This is a genomic window from Duganella sp. OV510, assembly GCF_900100205.1.
In the GTDB taxonomy this organism is placed as follows: domain Bacteria; phylum Pseudomonadota; class Gammaproteobacteria; order Burkholderiales; family Burkholderiaceae_D; genus Rugamonas.
In genome coordinates this window covers 93,502-114,063 of record NZ_FNEQ01000005.1, presented here as the reverse complement: position 1 = coordinate 114,063, position 20,562 = coordinate 93,502, and the positions used below count along the sequence as shown (strand labels likewise).

At 62.5% G+C, this 20,562-nt stretch carries 16 protein-coding genes; 6 read left to right on the top strand and 10 right to left on the bottom strand.

The window, feature by feature from the left end:
- Positions 1 to 129 precede the first annotated feature (129 nt).
- Positions 130 to 1,890: a glycoside hydrolase family 2 protein gene (locus BLS51_RS14955; protein WP_090184393.1), complete on the top strand. Its 1,761-nt coding sequence runs from the start codon at positions 130 to 132 to the stop codon at positions 1,888 to 1,890.
- Positions 1,891 to 1,934: 44 nt separating this feature from the next.
- Here the strand turns inward: BLS51_RS14955 and BLS51_RS14950 are convergent, their stop codons facing one another.
- Positions 1,935 to 2,393 (bottom strand): MarR family winged helix-turn-helix transcriptional regulator, encoded by a 459-nt coding sequence (locus BLS51_RS14950; RefSeq protein WP_090184397.1) that lies wholly within the window; start codon positions 2,391 to 2,393, stop codon positions 1,935 to 1,937.
- A gap of 35 nt (positions 2,394 to 2,428) precedes the next feature.
- On the opposite strand from BLS51_RS14950, the gene BLS51_RS14945 reads away from it, so the two are divergent.
- Positions 2,429 to 3,133, top strand: coding sequence for a siderophore-interacting protein (locus BLS51_RS14945; RefSeq protein WP_229207592.1), 705 nt, complete (start codon positions 2,429 to 2,431; stop codon positions 3,131 to 3,133).
- A 95-nt stretch (positions 3,134 to 3,228) separates the two neighbouring features.
- Here the strand turns inward: BLS51_RS14945 and BLS51_RS14940 are convergent, their stop codons facing one another.
- Together BLS51_RS14940 and BLS51_RS14935 are read right to left on the bottom strand one after the other, a co-directional pair.
- Positions 3,229 to 4,032 (bottom strand): DUF4198 domain-containing protein, encoded by an 804-nt coding sequence (locus BLS51_RS14940; RefSeq protein ID WP_090184403.1) that lies wholly within the window; start codon positions 4,030 to 4,032, stop codon positions 3,229 to 3,231.
- Positions 4,033 to 4,156: 124 nt separating this feature from the next.
- Positions 4,157 to 6,439, bottom strand: coding sequence for a TonB-dependent hemoglobin/transferrin/lactoferrin family receptor (locus BLS51_RS14935; protein WP_229207593.1), 2,283 nt, complete (start codon positions 6,437 to 6,439; stop codon positions 4,157 to 4,159).
- Between the two features lie 392 nt (positions 6,440 to 6,831).
- Between BLS51_RS14935 and BLS51_RS14930 the strand changes: the two genes are divergently transcribed.
- Positions 6,832 to 9,777, top strand: a complete 2,946-nt coding sequence (locus BLS51_RS14930) for a TonB-dependent receptor domain-containing protein (protein ID WP_229207594.1) — start codon at positions 6,832 to 6,834, stop codon at positions 9,775 to 9,777.
- A 45-nt stretch (positions 9,778 to 9,822) separates the two neighbouring features.
- On the opposite strand, the gene BLS51_RS14925 is transcribed toward BLS51_RS14930, so the two are convergent.
- The 7 genes from BLS51_RS14925 to BLS51_RS14900 form a co-directional block, all read right to left on the bottom strand.
- On the bottom strand, positions 9,823 to 11,082 hold the full coding sequence (locus tag BLS51_RS14925) for an NPCBM/NEW2 domain-containing protein (RefSeq protein ID WP_217636445.1): 1,260 nt from the start codon (positions 11,080 to 11,082) through the stop codon (positions 9,823 to 9,825).
- Between the two features lie 40 nt (positions 11,083 to 11,122).
- Positions 11,123 to 11,377, bottom strand: a complete 255-nt coding sequence (locus BLS51_RS29980) for a hypothetical protein (protein WP_217636446.1) — start codon at positions 11,375 to 11,377, stop codon at positions 11,123 to 11,125.
- Positions 11,378 to 11,409: 32 nt separating this feature from the next.
- Complete coding sequence (locus BLS51_RS14920) at positions 11,410 to 12,435, bottom strand: glycoside hydrolase family 43 protein (protein WP_229207595.1); 1,026 nt, start codon at positions 12,433 to 12,435, stop codon at positions 11,410 to 11,412.
- Positions 12,436 to 12,527: 92 nt separating this feature from the next.
- Positions 12,528 to 13,613 carry a porin gene (locus BLS51_RS14915; RefSeq protein ID WP_090184409.1) on the bottom strand — a complete coding sequence of 362 codons (1,086 nt, stop codon included), beginning with the start codon at positions 13,611 to 13,613 and terminating at the stop codon, positions 12,528 to 12,530.
- A gap of 20 nt (positions 13,614 to 13,633) precedes the next feature.
- Entirely contained in the window at positions 13,634 to 14,917 is a 1,284-nt protein-coding gene (locus BLS51_RS14910) for a gallate dioxygenase (RefSeq protein ID WP_090184412.1), read from the bottom strand.
- An 8-nt stretch (positions 14,918 to 14,925) separates the two neighbouring features.
- Positions 14,926 to 16,260, bottom strand: coding sequence for an MFS transporter (locus BLS51_RS14905; RefSeq protein ID WP_090184415.1), 1,335 nt, complete (start codon positions 16,258 to 16,260; stop codon positions 14,926 to 14,928).
- A 131-nt stretch (positions 16,261 to 16,391) separates the two neighbouring features.
- Positions 16,392 to 17,597, bottom strand: a complete 1,206-nt coding sequence (locus BLS51_RS14900) for a LysR family transcriptional regulator (protein WP_090184418.1) — start codon at positions 17,595 to 17,597, stop codon at positions 16,392 to 16,394.
- A gap of 116 nt (positions 17,598 to 17,713) precedes the next feature.
- On the opposite strand from BLS51_RS14900, the gene BLS51_RS14895 reads away from it, so the two are divergent.
- Genes BLS51_RS14895 through ligK form a run of 3 tightly spaced genes read left to right on the top strand, consistent with a single transcriptional unit; the run spans position 17,714 to position 20,554 of the window.
- Complete coding sequence (locus tag BLS51_RS14895) at positions 17,714 to 18,823, top strand: 4-oxalomesaconate tautomerase (RefSeq protein ID WP_090184423.1); 1,110 nt, start codon at positions 17,714 to 17,716, stop codon at positions 18,821 to 18,823.
- 10 nt (positions 18,824 to 18,833) lie between these two features.
- Positions 18,834 to 19,859: an amidohydrolase family protein gene (locus BLS51_RS14890; protein WP_090184426.1), complete on the top strand. Its 1,026-nt coding sequence runs from the start codon at positions 18,834 to 18,836 to the stop codon at positions 19,857 to 19,859.
- An 11-nt stretch (positions 19,860 to 19,870) separates the two neighbouring features.
- Positions 19,871 to 20,554: a 4-carboxy-4-hydroxy-2-oxoadipate aldolase/oxaloacetate decarboxylase gene (gene ligK / locus BLS51_RS14885; protein ID WP_090184709.1), complete on the top strand. Its 684-nt coding sequence runs from the start codon at positions 19,871 to 19,873 to the stop codon at positions 20,552 to 20,554.
- Positions 20,555 to 20,562: the final 8 nt, after the last annotated feature.

Sequence of the window (20,562 nt, the reverse complement as noted above, 5' to 3'; positions counted from 1 at the left end):
TATCTGCGTCCGGTACAGCATGGAAATGAGGTCGAAGCGCAATAGATTTCTACGCGGAATTGGTGCGATCTCAGCGCTGCGGCGTCAAGGTTGTTACGATGCGCGGCACACTTCGATAGCGAGGGCACTATGGCTCAGTTTGAATATCCGCGACCTCAGCTGCGACGCGATGCGTGGCAGTCGCTCAACGGTAGCTGGGACTTTTGTTTCGATGACACGCGGCGTTACCGCCATCCCGGTGACGAGATCGACTGGCGCCAGCGCATCGAAGTGCCGTTCGCGCCTGAAAGCGAACTGAGCGGTATTGGCGACCAGGGTTTTCACGCGGTGTGCTGGTATCGCAAGGTGTTCACGCTGGACACGCGCAGTGCGCGCACCATGCTGCACTTCGGCGCGGTCGACTATCGCGCGCGGGTGTGGCTCAACGGCGTGCTGGTGGCCGAGCACGAGGGCGGGCATACGCCGTTCCGCGCCGACATCACCGATGCGCTGGTGGACGGCGACCAGCAAACGCTGGTGGTGCGCGCCGAGGACGATCCTGGCGACCTGGCCAAGCCGCGCGGCAAGCAGGACTGGCAATTGCATCCGCACTCGATCTGGTATCCGCGCACCAGCGGCATCTGGCAGACCGTGTGGCTGGAGCCGCTGCCTGCCACCTATATCCAGTCGCTGCGCTGGACCCCGGTGTTCGACAATTTCGAGATCGGCTGCGAAGTGCTGGCCGGTGGCGACATCAGCCAGCAGCTGTCGGTGCAGGTGCGGGTGCTGCACAACGGCGTGCTGCTGGCCGCCGACCGCTATCTGCTGGTGGGGCAGGAGGCCAACCGCAAGATCGTGCTATCCGATCCCGGCATCGACGATTCGCGCAACGACCTGCTGTGGAGCCCGGAGCGGCCGACCTTGCTCGACGCCGATCTGACGCTGTACCAGGGCGACGAGGTGGTTGACGTGGTGCACTCGTACACCGCGCTGCGCTCGGTGGCGATCAGCCGCGACCGCTTCATGCTGAACGGCCGGCCATATCACCTGCGGCTGGTGCTGGACCAGGGCTACTGGCCGGAGTCGCTGATGACGGCACCGTCGGACGACGCGCTGCGGCGCGATGTCGAACTGGCCAAGGCAATGGGCTTCAACGGCGTGCGCAAGCACCAGAAGCTGGAAGATCCGCGCTATCTGTACTGGGCCGACAAGCTGGGACTGCTGGTGTGGGGCGAGATGCCGTCGGCCTATGCGTTCAGCCCGCGTTCGATGACGCGGCTGGTGAAGGAGTGGACCGAGGCGATCGAGCGCGACTACAGCCACCCGTGCGTGATCGTCTGGGTGCCGTTCAATGAATCCTGGGGCGTGCCCAACCTGACATCGATGCAGGCGCATCGCAACGCGGTGGAAGCCCTGTACCACCTGACCCGCATGCTGGACGGTACACGGCCGGTGATCGGCAACGACGGCTGGGAAGCCTCGGCCACCGACATTCTCGGCATCCATGACTATGATGCCGATCCGGAAAAGCTGGGCGCGCGTTATGCGGTCAACGATCCGGTACGGCAGCTGTTCGACCAGCGCCGTCCGGGTGGACGCATCCTGACGCTGGACGGTTTCCCGCATCGCGGCCAGCCGATTGTGCTGACCGAATTCGGCGGCATCGCCTACGATCCGAACGCACCGGAAGGGCATACCTGGGGCTATTCGCGCGCCGGCGACGCGGCGACGTATCTGGAGCGCTACCGCGCCTTGCTGCATGTGGTGAACGAAACCGTCATGTTCAGCGGTTTCTGCTACACCCAGTTCGCCGACACCTTCCAGGAAACCAACGGCCTGCTGAATGCCGACCGCTCGCCGAAAGTCCCGCTGGAACAGATCAGCGCGGCCACGCGCAACGTGCCCTTGTAGCCGTCGCTCCCGCGCAAGCGGCAGGTCATGGCGCGCGCGAGCAGCTACATCTCGTCCGCCTCAAGATTATCGCGGATCTGCTGCAGCAGCGCCTGCAACTGCTCCAGTTGCTGCGCGCTCATGCCGGCCACTGCCAGGCCGGACACCTGCGTGCCCAGCGCATTCAGACTGCCGAATACCCTGGCACCCTCGGCGCTCAAGGTCAGGCGCGTGATGCGGCGGTCCGCCTGATCGGCGGCGGCATCGAGCAACTGCTTGTCGCGCAGCCCTTTCAGCAGGCGCGCCAGTTGCGCCTTGTCGCGCCCCGAGTGCGCCACCAGGTCGCCCTGCGTGGCACCCGGATGGCGGGCGAAGAAACCCAGCGCCTTGTACTCCATATGCGTCAGCTCATGCGGCGTATCGCGCAGGCCGCGCAACTGGCGCGCCCGGTACAAATGCATGACCGAATGGATGGCGTCGAACACCTGTTCTGATTGGTTGACTTTATTAACTTTGTTGCTCATAATGTGGACATTATCAACTAATTCTGGAGCAGATGATGAGTGGACGAATTCAACGTGTGCGGCACGAACTCAAGCGGCGCGCGCTGCAGGTTGTCAAGGTTGATCAATTGGCACCAAACTACGTCAGCGTAACATTCAAAGGCGAAACCTTACACGATTTCGTCTCGGCTTCCTATGACGACCATGTGAAATTCTTCATCAGCGAAGAAGTACGGCGCGATTTCACGCCGCGCAGCTACGACAACGTGGCCGGCGAACTGACTATCGAATTTGCGCTGCACGCCACCGGCGAGGCCTCGGACTGGGCACGCCAGGCGGCGCCGGGCCAGAGCGCCGAGATCGGCGGCCCGCGCGGCTCGATGATTATCCCGATGGACTATACCTGGCACGTGCTGGCGGGCGACGCTACCGCGCTGCCGGCCATCCGCCGCCGCCTGGAAGAGTTGCCGAAAGAGGCGCAAGTGCAGGTGCTGGTGTCCGGCGAAGAGGCGGCGGCGCTGCCGTTCCACAGCGAAGCGCAGGTGTCGCTGCAACGCTACGCCGAAAGCAAGGAATTGCTGGCCGCCATCGGCGCGCTGCAATTGCCGGAAGGTGAGGGCTTCTTTTGGTTCGCCGGCGAAGCCACGGTTGCCGCACAAGTGCGCGACACCGTCTTCACCGACAAGGGGCATCCGCGTGACGCCGCCCGCATCTCCGCTTACTGGAAGCAGGGCGCTTCGGGACATCACGAAGACTTGTGATAGCTGAGGTGGTTCAGAGGGCGATCCACGCCGGCGTGGCGCGCCATGTACTTCCCGCAGATCGTCTATTCCTGTGCCGGTCCGTCTTCAGCAGATCATTGATCCAGCACGCGGAACGTCAACGTGTAATTGTTGCCGTACATCGGCGCGGCCGCGCCGGCCGGTGCTGGCGACTGGTAACGTATCAGTGCGAGGTAAATGCCGGATTTCGTCAGCGGCAAGGCGACTTTTCCGTCGGCGTCAGTCGACACGTTTTGCACCGTGCTCTGGCTGGCCAGATCCATCGGCGAGCGGTAGACGCTGACCTTCTGGTTCGGCAGCGGCTTGCCGTTGTACTGCACGATGAAGTCGAACTTTTCGTTGACGAACAGATCGCTCGGATGGGTGATGGCGACGATCTCCAGGCCCTTGCCAGCAGCCGCCAGCGCTTTGGCCGATGGCTTGCCGGCAGTGACATACGCCTCGGATACCGATAGTGACTGGTAGTGGCTCAGCAGCTTGGCATCGGCCGGCATGACTTGCGCCGGATCGCGTGCGGACTCAACCTTGCCGTTGCGTTCCCAGGTGCGAAACACTGCGCCCAGGCGCGGGCCGGTGCTGAGACGGTACGTACCTTTCTCGTCCGGAAGTTTTTGTTCGGCCACCGTGCGTTGCTTGAACTGGTGGATGTCGCCGAACGGAATGCGCTGGCCTTCCGGCGTGATGATCGAAAAAGCCGTATCGCCAAACGCCACGTCCGACATGAAGAATTTCTCGGTGAAGCCGGCATCGACGCCGATCATCTCCTTCGGCTGAATATCGAAGCTGTTCGGCAGCAGGAAGGGCGTATGCGCATGCGCCGTCAGCGTGACGAGGCACGATGCGGTGAACAGGCTGCGCAGCAAAAATGGTCGCTTCATGATTTTTCTCCATCCGTTTTATCGATCTTGCCGTCGCCGTTGGTGTCCGAAGCCGACCGGCCATGGCTGGCAAGCTTGCTTTGCAGTTTTTTCATGCATTTCCTTTTATGGTGAGTGAAAAGTCTTAGAACGCCATGTTCAACGACACTGCTGCCGTGCGGCCAGGTTCGGTCAGCAGTTCGATGTCGCGGCGGTCACGTGCGATTGAAGGTTGCAGATTGCGTGAGCTGGAATAGTCCCAGTAACGTTTGTCGCCGAGGTTGTAGATGCCGACATCCAGGCGCAGGTTCTTGTTGATCTGCCAGTAGCTGGTCAGGTCGAACAGGGCGTAGCCCGGCACGCGGAACAGCGACGTGGCGGAATCGGTCAGATCCGCGCCGGCGTTGTTGTAGGCATCGCGATTGGTGGCCACCGCCTGCTTGCGGGCGACCAAGGTGCCGGTCAGGTTCAGTCCCCATGCTTTCAGCGGCGCATCGTAGCCGGCGCCGATGATGGCCTTGCGTGGCTGTACCGATTCGAGCGGCACATCCTTGTCGCCGGCGTAGTGGGATTTGGAGCTACCGTGGCTCAGGCCCATGGCCCAGGTGGTGTAGATGCCTTTGGCGCCAGGGCTCCATTGCCCGTGCTCCAGCCGTGCGCTGAGTTCGAGGCCGTAGATCCTGGCGTCGTCGCGGTTCTCGGCCTGGTAAATGGTGCCGATGTGTGCCGGTACATTGCTGAACATGCTCGGGAACATCGCGCGGGTGTAACGGGTGTAGGCGATGAAGTCGTTGTACTGCGTGTAGAACATCGAGGTGTTCAGGGTGACACCCGGCGTCGGCTTGCCTTTGAGACCGACTTCAAAGGCGTCGCTGGTTTCCTCTTTCAGATTTTGATTGCCGACCAGCGCGTACTGGTTGCTGGCGACATAGTTGCTGGCCATATTCCACGAGCCGAAGATCTCGCCGGCGGTTGGCGCGCGTCCGCTGCGCTTGTACTGCGCGTAGGCCAGCATGGTTGGCGTCAGGTCGTAGGTCAGGCCGAGGCTGGGGCTCCAGAGGGTGTTGCTTGGGCTGCCGTACAGCTTCTCCACGTCGGCTGGCGTCAACACGCCCGAGGCGAAGTTGGCCAGGTCGCGCGTCTTGATCTTGACGTAGTCGCCGCGCAGCGCGGGGATCAGCACCAGGCGGTGGCCGCCGACGTCAAAGGTGATGTCATCCTGCACAAACAGGCCGGCCCGCACGGTGGTGGTGTCAGGCTGTGGCTTCATGTAGCCGCTGACGTTCCATGGGCGTTCCACATCCTGCGTGGAGGCATTCAGGCCATAGCTCAGATAATGGTTGTCCAGCCGCTTGTTGGCGACGCTCGACAAGCCCCAGGTGCGGGTCTTGTTCTCGGACACATTGCGTACCTTGGCGTTGGTCGTCAGCGTGGTTGTGTCGGTAATGTCTTCGGTATCGGTGCTCTGGAAATACAGGCGCGTGTCGGCCTGGTCGACCCAGGCGTTGCTTGGGGTCCACAGATGCATCAGCTGCAGCGTGTTGCGGCTGGTATCGCTATCCTGCTGCGAGTTTTCGGTGATGAAGGTACTGGTGGTATCCCAGCCGTAGAAAGAGGTTGCGTTCTTGCGGCGATACAAATCGGCGGACAGTTCCAGCCGGTTGGCCGCATCGATGCGCAGTCCGCCCTTCAGCAGCAGTGCATCGGAATGCCAGTCGTTGGCCATGCTGTCGACGATGTCGCTGTTGTTGCGGGTGGCGTGGCCGTCGCGGCGCGAATAGCTGACCAGTCCGTCCAGGTTGCCGCTTTTACCCGCCGCCGTGACGCTTTCGTTCCAGGAACGGTCGGCCGAGTCGTAGCCGAGCTTGCCGCTGAAGTATGAGGTCTTGTCGCCGCGCAGGTAGTCGTCGGCAGACTTGGTCTTGAAGCTGACCGCACCGCCGATGCCGCCTGCCGAGCGCTTGGCCGAGGTGGTGCCGGACAGGATATTCACAGCGGTGAACATTTCGGGATCGATGAAGTCGCGACCGACGCCAAAGGTATTGGCGCCGACCCGGCTGACGTAGGGACGGGTGGTGGCGTCCGGCATTTCAATGCCGTCAACGTCCATGCCGACGCGATTGCCTTCGATGCCACGGATGTTGTAGCCGGTGGTGCCGGAGCGGTCGAAGCTGCTGCGGTTGCGGGTAGTGCCGGCGGCGGTGCCAGGCGCGGAAACCAGCGGCTGATTGCGGATCACGTCCTTCATGTTGTTGGCGCGTTCCAGTTCGTTGCCGCTAATCGTCGCGGACGTGCCGGGTTCGGCCTGCTCGGTCACATCGACCTGCGGCAGTATCTGGGTGACTGGTGGGGAATTGGCGCTTTCCTGGGCAAATGCGGAGGCCAGGAACATGGTGGAGATGGCGCAGGCGAGGGTAGTGCGAACCATCAGAGGTCGCTGTGGAGCGTATCCGGTCATATGAATCTCTTTGTATTGTTATTGGCTGGATATCTCCTTCATGGTTGTTGCGAGGATTTCTGGCTGGCGGGCTATATTGTATGATAAATGAGAATCATTTACATCTATATTTGATCGGTGGTTCTGTTGGAAGGCGTTGTACTAAAGCCACGATTTCAGCTTTAGCGAGAGCGCTAACATGAAACTCGGGCTACTATTACAGCAAGACCGGCGTAAATTGCAGGTTTTTGTCGAGAACTAATGTTAGCGCTAACTCACACGGGGGATCGTCACAGAGATAAGAAAGAGACAAGAAGTTTGCAGCACAGGCAGATCGTCTGACCACACAGGCGGCGCCACTGATTACAAAAACGGAGACTCACATGCAGACACCATTTCAAAAAAAACTGATGTACATCGCAGTCGCAGGCGCGTGCGCCATGCTGGCTGCGCCAGCCTTTGCGCAGGAGCAGGCGCAGGCCCCGGTAGCGGCGGCAGCGGATGGCACGCCACCGGTTGCCCAGCCAACTGCGGAAACTACCGTCGTCGTGTCCGGCTCGCGCATCGCCGCGCGCGGTTTCAGCCAGCCGACCCCGACCACGACGCTGTCGTCCGCCGATCTTGATAAGGCGGCGAAACCGAATATCTTCGAATCACTGATCGAATTGCCGGCGCTGCAGGGCAGCACCGGCCGCACCACCAATACCTTCAGCACGTCCAGCGGCATCCAGGGCTTGTCCTCGCTGTCGCTGCGCGGCCTCGGCACGCTGCGTACGCTGACGCTGCTGGACGGCCAGCGCGTGGTGGGCGCCAACGTGACCGGCGTCACCGACGTCAGCCAGTTCCCGCAGCTGTTGGTCAAGCGCGTCGACGTGGTGACCGGCGGCGCCTCGGCGTCCTACGGCTCGGATGCCATCGGCGGTGTGGTCAACTTCATCACCGATAAAAAATTCACCGGTTTCAAGTCCAATATTTCGGGCGGCATGACCAAGTACCACGACGACAAGAGCGGCACCTTGCAGGCTGCATGGGGCAAGGGCTTCGTCGATGATCGCCTGCACGTTACGCTGAGCGGCGAATTCACCAAGCAGAACGGCATCGACTCGCCAGGCTTCGGCCAGGTTGGCGCTGGCGGCCGTACCTGGTACACCAATCCCGCATTGCAGGAATCGACCAAGGAGATGCAGGCAGCCGGCGCGCCGCGCTACAAGAGCATCACCAACGCCCAGCATATCCAGTATGCCAAATACGGCCTGATTACCAACGGCCCGCTGCGTGGCACCGCTTTCGGTCCGAATGGCACGCCATACCCATTCCAGTACGGTACGGATTGCGTCGGCAACTTCTGTATCGGCGGGGACCGTGAAGGCAGCGTGGGCGCCGGCACCAATCTGGCCATGAACTTCAAGCGCCAGGTGGCTTACAGCCGTGTGTCGTGGGATCTGGATGCCGACAACGAAATCTACGTCACTGGCAACTGGGCGCAGGTCAGCTCCGTGTTCTCGCCGAATCCTGGTGCGGCCAAGCAGGGCAATCTGTCGATCAAATGCGACAATGCCTACCTGCCAGCCTCGGTTGCCGCTGGTTGCGCTTCCGGCTATCCAAGCGGCGTGATGTCGGTAGGTACTGCCAATGCCGAGTTCCCGGCCAATATCAATGTACATCCGACGCGTACGCAGCGCCGTTTCGTGATCGGCGCCAACGGCAAGTTCGGCATGTTCGGCAAGGAATGGTCGTACGACGCTTACGCTGAACACGGCGAGAACAAGACCATCATCGATGTCAAGGACATTACGCTCAACCCGCGCTATAACTTTGCGATCGACGCCATCAAGGACCCGGCCACCGGGCAGATCGTCTGCCGCAGCGCCGCCGCCCGCGCCGCTGGCTGCCAGCCGATCAATATCTTCGGCCAGGTCCCAATCAATTTGGCGGGATGGAACTACATCGCGCCGTCCAGCGGGCCGCGTCAGCACACTGACTCGACGCAAAATGTTGTTAGCGCTAACATCAATGGTGAATTGATGCAAGGCTGGGCTGGTCCGATTTCGATCGCGTTTGGTGCCGAATGGCGTCGCGAAGACTACAAAGTGTACGGCGATCCGTATGGCGCCGGCCTGGCGGCCGAGTCGCCATACAGCGCCACCTATCCTGCTGATCCAACCCTGTCGGTCACCGGTGACAACTGGTTCGCGGGCAACTATCACAACGGCGAGGGCGCGTTCAACGTCAAGGAAGCCTATGTGGAATTGAACATCCCGTTCCTGAAGTCGGCCACCTGGGGTGAAGCCAACCTGAACATCGCCGACCGCGAAGAGAAGTACAGCACGGCCGGCAAGGCCCGTGCCTGGAAGCTGGGCGCCACTTGGCAAACCCCGATCGACGGCCTGCGCCTGCGCGCTGTGGCGTCGTCCGACGTGCGTGCGCCGAATCTGTCCGAGCTGTATGCGGCCATGACCGTGACCAACCAGGCGGTCAACAACAACCAGGGCCAGTCAATCCAGATCCAGCAGCGCAACGTCGGCAATCCTGCGCTGAAACCGGAAGAGGCGCGCAACAACTCGTTCGGCATCGTGCTGAGCCAGCCAAGCTGGGCGCGCAACTTCAACTTCTCGGTCGACTACTATGACATCAAGGTGCAGAACGTCATCAGCTCGCTGAATCCGCAGCAGGAAGTCGACCTGTGCTACGGCGGCAATCAGCAGGTCTGCTCGGCGGTGTCGATCAACGGGCCTACCGGCACCAACTATGTGCTGGCGCAGAGCTTCAACTTTGCTTCCCTGCATACGCGCGGCATTGACTTCGAGATGGCCTACCGCAAGAACATGAGCGACTTCGGCCTGCCGGGCAGCATCACGCTGCGTGGCCTGGCTTCGCGCATGATCCACTCGATCTCTGATCCGGGCGTGCCTGGCACGACGCCGATTGAAGGCGCCGGCGCCATGACGGGTGCGACGCCGAAGTGGAAGGCGCTGGTATCGCAATCGTGGGATGGCCTGATGGGCGGCAAGCTGAGCCTGAACCTGAGCGAGCGCTGGATCGGCGCCGGTGTATTCAACAACGAGTACATCGAGTGCCAGACCAATTGTCCGCTGCCGACCGCCGCGCATCCGACCATCTACGACAATCACATGCCTGGCGCGGTGTATTTCGACTTTGGCGGCAGCTACAACGTGTCGAAACAGGTATCGGCCTACTTCAAGATCGACAACCTGGCCGACCGCGCGCCGGTGCTGGTGCCGCAGACCAATCTGAGCCTGGGCCTGAATCCTGCGCTGTATGACTCGGTGGGCCGTACCTACCGTGTTGGCGTCCGCATGAACTTCTAAGGACGTGATGGCAGTGCGGGGCGCATGCTCCGCACTGCCGCTACTTCAATTGGAGCGTAGCGCGGCGTCACCCCACGAGACAGGCAACTGCTCGTTGTCGTCCGCCGTGCTGCGGGCCACCAGTTCAACGATCTTCACACCCTCGACGTTGGCGTTCAAGGCTTGCGCCGGCTGCCCCCAGCGCAGCGCTTTGCTCTTGGCCAGCAGCTTGCCGTCGCCATACATCATGAAGGTCACGGCAGCGCGGCGATCACGCGCCGAATCATCGACGCCCACCTTGGCAGTCAGGCTGCGATAGCCGTGGTTGCGCACTTCCAGCCGCGAGTTGGCCAGCACGCCAATGCCGGCAGCATAGCCGACACCAGCGATTTGCAGCGTTTGCCCGTAAGGCGTACTGTCGGCGCGCGCGCCACCCCAGCCAGCATACATCGGCCGCTCTCCCGCGCCCTTGGTGCCGAACCATCCTGCCGATGAGCGGAAGACGGTCGGATCGGCCTGCGGCCGGGTTACGCCGTCCACCGCCGGATTGACGCTGCCCGGTTGCTCCGACAAATACACGCCGTTCGCCAGCGCGCGCTCGCCATTGGCGCGGAACACCAGCGTCTCGCGCGGCGCCACGCGCAACCTGGTCGCTGCGGTGAAGGTGCTGCTGGTTCCGGTCCAGAGATCGGTCAGCGTGATGGCTGCGTCCTTGCGCAATTTCAGGTGCTCGGCCATCAGGTCGACGTCAATCGGCGCCAGTCCCCGGTTGAAGATAGCCACCGCTTTCTGGCCTGAGGCCAGCGGCTTCACCAGGATGCTCAGATCGTCGGCGTCATACGCCAGTGTGGCCTGGTTGCCGGCCGGGTCCTGATTCAGCGCGATGATCTCGGCGTTGCCAACGATGTCCATCAGCGCCGGCGCTGTCGTGCGCAGGTCGGTGCCAAGCATCAGTGGCGCGTTCACCATGGCCCATAAGGCGAAATGCGAGCGCGCCTCGGTCAGGTGATTGGCATCGAAATCGCCTTTGCCGATGAACAGCATGTCGGGATCGTTCCAGCTGCCGGGGTGGGCGTACAGTTCGCGCCGCGAGGCGCTGTCGAAATTGGTCAGCATGCGGGTCCAGGATGGCGTGATGTCGTCGCTGGTGCGCGAGATATTGCCGTAGTCCTTGCCCCAGGCGCGTACATTGGCCGCGCCCCATACGCACAGTGACAGCAGGAAGTCGCCATCCGGATTGTGGCGCAGCAGCGCCGCGTTGATCTCCTTGAACTCCGACTGCACCGCGGCGATGTCGCTGCGATTCACCGACTGCAGGTCCAGCACAGGCGCCAGCGCGCGGTATTCGCCGGAGCGGACCTTGGGACTATTGGCGCCATAGGCGCGCAGTGATGTAGCGGTAACCCTTGGCGGCCAGGCCGCTGTCGATGATGCGTTGTGCCGAGCCGAGAATTTTGGCCTCGTCGATATCGGTGGCGAAGGCGTTCCAGCTGCTCCAGCCCATCGGCAGCGTGGCCGCGCGGCCGGCGCTGTAGGCGCTCCAGCGCGCAGTGGGCGCCAGCGGATCGGTGGCGGCTGCAGCGGCGTCGCCCACGAAGGCGCCCATGACCAGCAAGGACATCAGCCTGGCCTTCATACGCCTGGCGGGGGCGCTCATTGCGCGGGCGGCGGCAGCGTGACGCCGGCGCCGGTTTGCACCACCGGCTTCATGCTGCCGTCGGCATTGTATTGCAGGTGCTCGACGGTGACCGCGCGGCGGCCGATGGCGCCATTCTGGTCGCCGATCGATAGCGTGGCGTTGTGCAGGAACAGATACCAGTTATCCTTGAACTGCACGATGCCCGGATGGATGGTGAAGCTGTATTTTCCGGAGCCGGTCAGCAGGCCGCGATAGGTCCACGGACCGGTGATCGATGGCGCGGTGGAGTAGGAAACATGCTCGTCGCGCTGCGTGCTGCGGTCCAGCGAGGCATAGGTCAGGTAGTACAGATTGCCACGCTTGTGCAGCCACGGACCTTCTTCAAAGTGCGGCGGCGTGATCTCCTGGATCGGGCCATCCAGCTCGGTCATATTTGGCTTCAGCCTGGCGATGTAGCACTGTCGATTGCCCCAGGCCAGCCAGGTGGTGCCGTCATCGTCGGTGAAGACGGTGGGATCGATGTCTTCCCAGCTATGCGTGCCTTTCGGCGTCATCTGGTTGGTGACCAGCGCTGAACCGCGTGCGTCGACAAAGGGGCCGGTCGGCTTGTCGGACACCGCCACCGCGATCGCCTTGCCCGGATGGGTGGCGTCATGTTCCACCGCCGCATAGAAGTAGAACTTGCCGTTCTTTTCAATGGTCTGCGAAGCCCAGGCGTCTGCCTTGGCCCATTTGAAATCCTTGACGTTCATGATCGGCGCATGGCTGGTCCAGGTGCGCATGTCCTTGGTGGAGTACACCAGCCATTCGCGCATATTGAACATTTCGTCGCGTTGCGCCTCGTCGTGGCCCACGTACAGATACAAGGTGTCGCCGACCACCAGTGGTGCGGGATCGGCGGTGAAGCGGTCGCGGATGATGGGATTGGAACCGGCGGCCGTCCCCGGCGCGACTTGCGCCATGGACGGCAACGCCAATGCCATCAGCCATAGTGGCGTGAGCGCCAGCCGTTGCGGCCAGCGCTGGATCTTTTCTTGCATGATGTCTCCAGGTTTTTGTTTTAACAATTGTTGGGGCAACCATGCAGAAAAGACCAATAACTTTTTTCACGCGACAGATACTGAAAACGGTATCAGAACGAGTGCTTGATGCCGGTGATGATGCCGTTCTGGTTCAAGCCGGCTGCGGTGGAGCCGCCCGCGCTGAGCGCCAGCGCTGCCGTGCCGTCGTTGTCGATGCGGCCGATAGCCACGTAGACCGCGCTGCGCTTGGACAGGTTATACACGCCGCGCAGCAGGAACTGTTTGCTGTCGTTATTGGTGGCGCGATAATTCAGTCGGGCGACCTGGCCGTCCAGCGTGAAGAACGGCGTGACGTTGTAGGCTGCGCCGAGATAGACCAGATTGCTGCGCGGCTGCGTGGCCGAGCCCTCGTTGTTACGCTGGATGATGCCGACGCCGAGCTTCCAGTCTTCCTGCTTGAAGAAGGCGGCGATGTGGGCGCGGCTGTCGGTCTTGTCGCTGCTGTTCAGTCCATTGGCGGCGCCGGCGCCGCCATAAATGCGATCATAGGCGCCGATCAGTGCATAGCCTGGGGCGTCGTAGCGCAGCAGGGCGGACCATTCGCGGCAGGCAGTGGCGTCGGTCGCGCTTTCGCCAGCGCAGCCGGTGCCGGCAGGACCGCCGGCGGACGAGGTGTCGCGGCCCAGGCTATAAGTGCCGCCGATGGTGACGCCGCTGAAGGTGCCGCGATAGGCGATCGAGTTGTCGCTACGGCCGTTCGGAATGAATGAGTCCAGCGAACCGAGGCCATACTGCGATGGGCCGATGATGTCGACGTCATAGGTCGAAATGTTCAGCATATTGTAGTTGCGGCCAAACGTCAGCTGTCCCCATTTGCCTTGCAGGCCGACCCAGGCCTGGCGGCCGAACAGGCGGTTCTGTCCCAGCGTGCCGGTATCCGGCGCGAAGCCGTTCTCCAGCTGGAAGATGGCTTTCAGGCCATCGCCCAGATCTTCGCTGCCGCGAAAGCCCAAGCGTGACGGGAACATGCCGCCGCCCAGGCTGGGCATGCGTGTCAGGTTGTTGCCGGCGGCGTCGGCATTGCTGTAATACTCGACAGCGGCGTCGATGATGCCGTACATGGTGACGTTGCTCTGCGCTTGTGCTGCGCCCGCAGCCAGGGCTGCTGCCATGGCAGCATAGATGGTTTTGTTCATTGTAGTCTCCTCGTTCTGGTTTATTTTTTGTCCCAGGCGGCGCTGGAGCCGACCGAGTACAGCGCGCCAGGCGCGTTACGGGTCTTCTGAAAATCTTCCAGCGATTGCCCGCGCATGGCGGCGTAGATGTGCAGGTTGGAGACGCCGACCACGGCCCCCAGCTTCTCCAGCAGGAAGAAGATCACGCCGTACTGGATCATGCCGCGCCAGTCGCGGCGGGAGACGAGGTCACGTTCCTGTGGCGTCAGGTCGGCGGCGTCGTAGGTGGCTTCCGGCGTTTCCTTGAACTGCGCGCGGAAAGCCGGATCGACCAGCTGGTGCAGATACTTGTTGATGCGGTAGGCGCGCACGCTGGTCTCCAGCGTGAATGGATACGTACCCGGCAGCTCTTCGACACCCTTGGTCTGATGCGCCATGTGGGCGCGGTGCGCTTCGATGGCGGCCGCGTTCAAGGACTGGTCGGTGGACGCCGCGTTCTCGTACAGCGCCACCGCGATGCCGGTCATCGATGGCAGATAGTATTCGCGGTGCACGCAACTCACCTTGTCCGACATAGCGCCGCGCATCGCCATCCACATCACCACTTCGGCGCTTTCCCAGCCGCCCAGGCGGGCGAAGTCGGCGTGCGTCATGTTGAGCAGCGTGTCCGGATCGTTCTCGAACAGGTCGAGGAACTGATGGTCCCATGGCGTGTTGTTGAAGCCAGCCCGCTCGCCGTGCACCTGATGTGACAGGCCGCCGGTGGCCACCAGCACCACGTTCAGGTCTTCCGGATAGCTTTCGATGGCGCGCCGCAGCCCTTGACCAAGCTTGTAGCAGCGGCGCGCAGACGGCACCGGAAACTGCAACACGCCGATTTGCAGCGGCACGATCTTGCCCGGCCACTGTTGCTCGTGCGGCCACAGGATGGACAACGGCGAGAAGCAGCCGTGGTCCAGTCCTTTGTCCTGGAAGAAGGACATATCGAATTCGTCCGCCATCAGCGATTGGCCGATATGGCGCGCCAGACCCGCATGACCGGCGATCGGTGGCAACTTGCGTGCGCCGCCGCCTTCGTCGGCCGCCTGGTAGCGTTCGCCGATGCCCAGCGCGAAAGCCGAGTAGTGGTCGAAGAAGAACGAGGTCACATGGTCGTTGTAGATGACCAGCATGACGTCCGGCTTTTTCTCCGCCAGCCATTGCTGCACCGGTTCGTAGGCTTTGAAGATGGGCGCCCAGGCGGCGTCCTGCTGTTTGTTGGCGTCCAGCGCAAAGCCGATGGTCGGGGTATGGGAGGAGGCGATGGCGCCGATGATGTTTGCCATGATGATTCCTATGCTTTGACTGCGGCGCTACGTTGGCCGAACTTGTTCATGATGATGAAAATGGCCGCCAGCGTGGCCGGTCCGGCGAGGATGGCAATCACCGCGCTGAAGCCCCATCCCATCGACAGCAGCACGCCGCCGGCGAAGGAGCCGAAGATGCTGCCGAAGCGGCCCATGCCCTGCATCCAGCTGACGCCCGTGGCGCGCACTGCGGTCGGATAGCATGATGGCGCATAGGCATTCAGCCCGGTCTGGGCGCCGCTCATGCAGAAGCCCGCCAGCAGCACGAAGGCCGCGAACATCGACGATTCTACGCTGCCCGAGGCCAGCGCCAGGATGAAAATGGCGCCGCCCATATAGGCTGCGGAAATCACCTTGTTCGGCGACACGCGGTCCATGAAATAGCCGACCAGCAGCGCGCCGACGGTGCCGCCCAGCTGGAACAGCGCGGTGATGTTGGCGGCGCGCTCGATCGGCAGGCCGGCGTCCTTGATCATGGTCGGCAGCCAGCCGCTCAGCAGGTAAATCACCAGCAGGCCCATGAAATATGTGCCCCACAATGACAGCGTGGTCGCGCGATAAGCGGAAGACAACAGTACCTTGCCCGGCTGCGAGCCGGTCACCTGCGGTTCGCTGATGGTGAACTGCGCGTTGGCAGGCACCTCGCCGCCGACCACGCGGCGCAGCGTGCGGCCGATACGCTCGGCCGGAAATTTGCGCACCACCAGGAAGCGTACCGATTCCGGTATCAACAGCAGGTAGAAGGGCAGGCAAAGCAGGGGAATCGCGCCGCCGACCACCAGCACCGCGCGCCAGCCGTAGTGCGGCAGCAGCGCGGCAGCGCCGAAACCGACCAGCGCCGAACCAAGATTAAAGCCGGTGAACATGATGGCCAGCAGCGTGGAGCGCGAGCGTTCCGGCACGTATTCCGACAGCAGCGTCGTGGTGTTGGGCATGGCTGCACCGAGACCGAGGCCGGTCAGGAAGCGCAGCAGCGAGAGGGTGGTGACATCGTTGGCGAAAGCACACAGCACGCTGAAGCTGCCGAACCAGGCGACGGAGGTCATCAGCAGCTTCTTGCGGCCGAAGCGGTCCGACATCGGACCGACCAGAATGGCGCCGATGGCAAGGCCGATCGGTGCTGCACTCATTACTATGCCAAAGGCGGCACGCGAAATGCCCCACTCCCTGGTGATGTCCGGCGCCAGGAAACCCATGATGGCAACGTCCATGCCATCGGTAGCGACGATCAGAAAGCAGAGGGCCAGCAGCAGCCACTGGTTGCCGCTCATCTTGCGGCTGTTGATATGTGCCCGGACGTCGAGCGTTTGTCCTATATTCATTAAGTCTCCTGTCTGGATTATGGTTTTATGTAAAGAGGTGTAAAGGCGATATGCACCGCCACCGCTTCACCAGTGTATGTTTGGACAGGAGATGGAGTATTGCTTTTGCTTGCCGAACCGTTTCAATCTGCTTATCGCCAGCGCGTGCTGATGGCTTCTATCTCGCCCAGCAGCGCATAGGCGCCAGGGGAGAGATGGGTGTTTTTGCGGGTGGTGATGCCGATGCCGCGCTCCATGCCGGTCATCTCGAACGGCAGCACGACCAGCTGATTGGTCTGCACTTCGTGGTGCAGCTGGTGTGCCGACAGCACGGTCAGCATGTCGCTGGACACCAGCAAGCCGCGCAGCAATGCGAGATCGCCGGTTTCCACGGCGGGCGAGGGCGGCTGTGCGCCTTGTTGCTGGAAGAACTGCACCAATGATTCGCGTAGCGGCACGCCGCTGCGGGACAGCACCCATGGATAGCCGGCCAGGTCTTGCAGCGTCAGCTTGCCGCGCTTGGCAAGCGGGTGGCCTTTGCGGGCGATCAGTGCCGCCTTGTCTTCGAACAGCGAACGCGACTCGAAGGCGTCTCCGCCACCGGCGCGCTGGGCGCCGACGATGAAGTCGATGCGGCCGCTGAGCAGGCTGGCCGTCAGTTCTTCATAAGGACTTTCGAGTGAGCGGATTTGCAGTTGCGGGTGGCGCTTGAGTACCGAGGCGATAGCGGTAGGCAGCAGTTGCGAGCGGGCCAGCGGCAGTGCGCCGATGGTGACGACGCCCAGCACCACGCCGGCCAGGGCGGCAATGTCTTCGGGGATGTGACGCAGTTCGGCCAGCACGCGTTCAAAGGACTCTGTCCAGCGGCGCCCTGCATCGGTCGGGACCATGCCGTGCGCGGTGCGCAGGAACAAGGCTTGGCCCAGCATGTCCTCCAGCCGCGCCACTGCCTGGCTGACGGCGGACTGCGACACGCCCATGCTGTGGGCGACGCTGGGCATGTGGTGCATTTCCGCCAGCAGGGCGGCAGCTTGCAGGCGGCGTTCGTTGAGCAGTGCTTCGATCCCGCCGATCTTGGCGCCGCTGCGATCCCGCAGGCGGACGGCGTCTTCGCGCACCGCATGCAGCTCCGCTTCGATGCGGTCGGCGCGTTTGCGCACAACGTCACCGGCTGCGGTAAGCAACATGCCGCGCCCCTTGCGTTCAAACAGCTGGGCATCCAGGCTGTGCTCCAGCGAGGCCACGGAGCGCGCGACAGCGGAAGAGGCGCGGTACAGGCTTTCCGACGAGGCGCGGATACCTCCGCTGGCGGCGACCGCGTTAAAGGCGTGCAGATGACGCAGGCTGACCAGGTGCATGATGTGCTAAAAAGTGGGCTCGATAAGCAGATTAGAACAAATCACGGTCCACAACGCAACCATGCGCTGCGGCCCGGCGGGGATACTGGGGGCATTCATCCTGTTTTGAGCATCCCATGAACCAGCGACCTTCTTCCGACCTGCGCGCCATTCCCTGCATGCTGATGCGCGGCGGTACCTCGCGCGGGCCATTTTTTCTGGAGTCCGATTTGCCGGCGGATGTCGCCGGCCGGGATCGCGTGCTGCTGGCGGCCATGGGATCGCCGGACCCGCGCCAGATCGACGGTCTGGGCGGTGCGCACCCGCTGACCAGCAAGGCTGGCATCGTGCGCCGCAGCACCACCCCAGGTGTGGATCTGGATTTCCTGTTCGCGCAGTTGCAGCCGGCCAGTGATGCGGTGGATGTGACGCCGAACTGCGGCAATATGCTGGCGGCCGTGTTGCCGTTTGCGCTGGAGCGTGGACTGCTGCCGGTAGCCGATGGCGTGACCACGGCGCGCATCCTCACGCTGAACACCGGCATGCAATGCGACGTTACCGTGCAGACGCCGGGCGGACGGCTGCAATACGGCGGTGACGCCCGCATTGACGGCGTGCCCGGCACCGCCGCGCCAGTCAGCATCAACTTCCTCGACACCGCCGGCTCTGTGTGCGCCGCGCTGCTGCCCACCGGCCGGGCGCGCAACCGTATCGCCGTCTCCACGCCGTCCACGTCGTTCGAGATCGACGCCACGCTGATCGACAACGGCATGCCGATGGTGCTGGTGCGCGCTGCCGATTTTGGCATCACCGGCTACGAGCCTGCCGCCGATCTTAGCGCCAGCGCCGAGCTGCGGGCCCGCCTTGAAGCACTGCGCCTGGCCGCAGGCACGCTGATGGGGCTGGGCGACGTAGCGGCGAAGAATTACCCGAAAATGTGCCTGATTGCCGCGCCGCGTACCGGCGGCGCGGTCAGCACGCGCTGCTTTATCCCGCACGTCTGCCACGACTCCATCGGCGTGCTGGCGGCGGTCACCGTAGCCACCGCCTGCGTCCTGCCGGGCAGCGTCGCCGACGGCATCGCCAGCGTGGCTGAAGGCGTCGAAAAAACACTCTCCATCGAACACCCCACCGGCGAGTTCAGCGTCGCCCTCGCACTGGACAACGGAAAAGTCACCCGCGCCGCCTTGCTGCGTACCGCCCGTCCCATCATGCGCGGCGAAGTGCTGATTGCCGAATCGCTCTAAAAGGAACAACATGATTATCGACTGCCACGGCCACTACACCACCGCCCCCAAGGCGCTGGAAGAATGGCGCAACAAGCAAATCGCCAACCTTAATACACCCGAACTCGGCCCGAAAGTCGCAGACCTCAACATCAGCGACGATGAGCTGCGCGAGTCCATCGAAACCAATCAGCTGCGGCTGATGAAGGAGCGCGGCGCCGACCTTACCATCTTCTCGCCGCGCGCCAGCTTCATGGCCCACCATATCGGTGACTTCAACACCAGCGCCACCTGGGCCGCGATCTGCAATGAGCTGTGTGCGCGCGTCGCCCAGCTGTTCCCGGATCACTTCATTGGCGCCGCCATGCTGCCGCAATCGCCAGGTGTCGACCCGGCGACCTGTATCCCCGAACTGGAGAAATGCGTCAAGGAATACGGCATGGTTGGCATCAACCTGAATCCAGATCCAAGCGGCGGTCACTGGACCGCACCGCCGTTATCCGATCAATCCTGGTATCCGATCTACGAAAAGATGGTGGAATACGACATTCCTGCAATGATCCACGTCAGCACCAGCTGCAATGCGTGTTTCCACACCACCGGGGCGCACTACCTGAACGCCGACACCACCGCCTTCATGCAATGCCTGACCAGCGACTTGTTCAAGGACTTCCCAACGCTGAAGTTCCTGATCCCGCATGGCGGCGGCGCCGTGCCGTATCACTGGGGCCGATTCCGTGGCCTGGCGCAGGAGATGAAAAAACCACTGCTCACCGAGCACCTGCTGAACAACATCTACTTTGACACCTGCGTCTACCACCAGCCGGGCATCGACCTGCTGACCAAGGTGATACCAGTAAAAAACGTGTTGTTCGCTTCCGAGATGATCGGCGCCGTGCGCGGCATCGATCCGGAAACCGGCAACTACTACGACGACACCAAGCGCTATATCGAAGCGGCCAGCCTCACCAGCGAAGACCGCGCCAACATCTTTGAACACAACGCCCGCCGCGTCTTCCCGCGTCTGGACGCCGCACTGAAGGAGAGGGGATTATGAGCACGCCACTGATTAACCAGCTAGGTATCGTAAAACGCAACATCGTCCGCGCCGGACGCGAACACGTCGACCAACTCGGCCAGCTTGGCAGCGCCACCGTGCACGAAGCGATGGGCCGCGTGGGACTGCTGAAACCTTATATGCGCCCGATTTTTCCAGGTGCACAGGTGGCTGGCACCGCCGTCACCGTGCTGCTGCACCCCGGCGACAACTGGATGATGCACGTTGTAGCGGAGCAGATACAGCCGGGCGACATCGTCGTTGCTGCCATCACCGCCGACTGCACGGATGGCTACTTCGGCGACCTGCTGGCGACCAGCTTCATGGCGCGCGGCGCGAAAGCGCTGATCATCGACGCCGGCGTGCGCGATGTCCGCATCCTGAAGGAGATGGGCTTCCCGGTATGGAGCAAAAATATCAGCGCCAAGGGCTGCATCAAATCCACCCTGGGTTCGGTCAACATTCCGGTGCTGTGCGCCGGGCAGCTGGTCAACCCTGGCGACGCCATCATCGCCGATGACGATGGCGTGGTGGTCGTGCCAGCCGCCGACGCATCGCGTGTCGCCACCGTCGCGCAACAACGCGAAGACCTTGAAGGTGAGAAGCGCGCCAGGCTGGCGGCAGGCGTGCTGGGCCTGGATATGTACAATATGCGCGGCCCGCTGGAACAGGCGGGTCTCAAATACATCGACTAGGCGGCGCT

Coding starts and splice junctions, on each gene's coding strand:
- BLS51_RS14915 (WP_090184409.1), bottom strand. CDS start 13,613: ATGAACAAAACCATCTATGCTGCCATGGCAGCAGCCCTGGCTGCGGGC.
- BLS51_RS14905 (WP_090184415.1), bottom strand. CDS start 16,260: ATGAATATAGGACAAACGCTCGACGTCCGGGCACATATCAACAGCCGC.
- BLS51_RS14945 (WP_229207592.1), top strand. CDS start 2,429: ATGAGTGGACGAATTCAACGTGTGCGGCACGAACTCAAGCGGCGCGCG.
- BLS51_RS14890 (WP_090184426.1), top strand. CDS start 18,834: ATGATTATCGACTGCCACGGCCACTACACCACCGCCCCCAAGGCGCTG.
- BLS51_RS14940 (WP_090184403.1), bottom strand. CDS start 4,032: ATGAAGCGACCATTTTTGCTGCGCAGCCTGTTCACCGCATCGTGCCTC.
- BLS51_RS29980 (WP_217636446.1), bottom strand. CDS start 11,377: ATGTCCTTGCTGGTCATGGGCGCCTTCGTGGGCGACGCCGCTGCAGCC.
- BLS51_RS14930 (WP_229207594.1), top strand. CDS start 6,832: ATGCAGACACCATTTCAAAAAAAACTGATGTACATCGCAGTCGCAGGC.
- BLS51_RS14935 (WP_229207593.1), bottom strand. CDS start 6,439: ATGGTTCGCACTACCCTCGCCTGCGCCATCTCCACCATGTTCCTGGCC.
- BLS51_RS14955 (WP_090184393.1), top strand. CDS start 130: ATGGCTCAGTTTGAATATCCGCGACCTCAGCTGCGACGCGATGCGTGG.
- BLS51_RS14895 (WP_090184423.1), top strand. CDS start 17,714: ATGAACCAGCGACCTTCTTCCGACCTGCGCGCCATTCCCTGCATGCTG.
- BLS51_RS14920 (WP_229207595.1), bottom strand. CDS start 12,435: ATGCAAGAAAAGATCCAGCGCTGGCCGCAACGGCTGGCGCTCACGCCA.
- BLS51_RS14900 (WP_090184418.1), bottom strand. CDS start 17,597: ATGCACCTGGTCAGCCTGCGTCATCTGCACGCCTTTAACGCGGTCGCC.
- BLS51_RS14910 (WP_090184412.1), bottom strand. CDS start 14,917: ATGGCAAACATCATCGGCGCCATCGCCTCCTCCCATACCCCGACCATC.
- BLS51_RS14950 (WP_090184397.1), bottom strand. CDS start 2,393: ATGAGCAACAAAGTTAATAAAGTCAACCAATCAGAACAGGTGTTCGAC.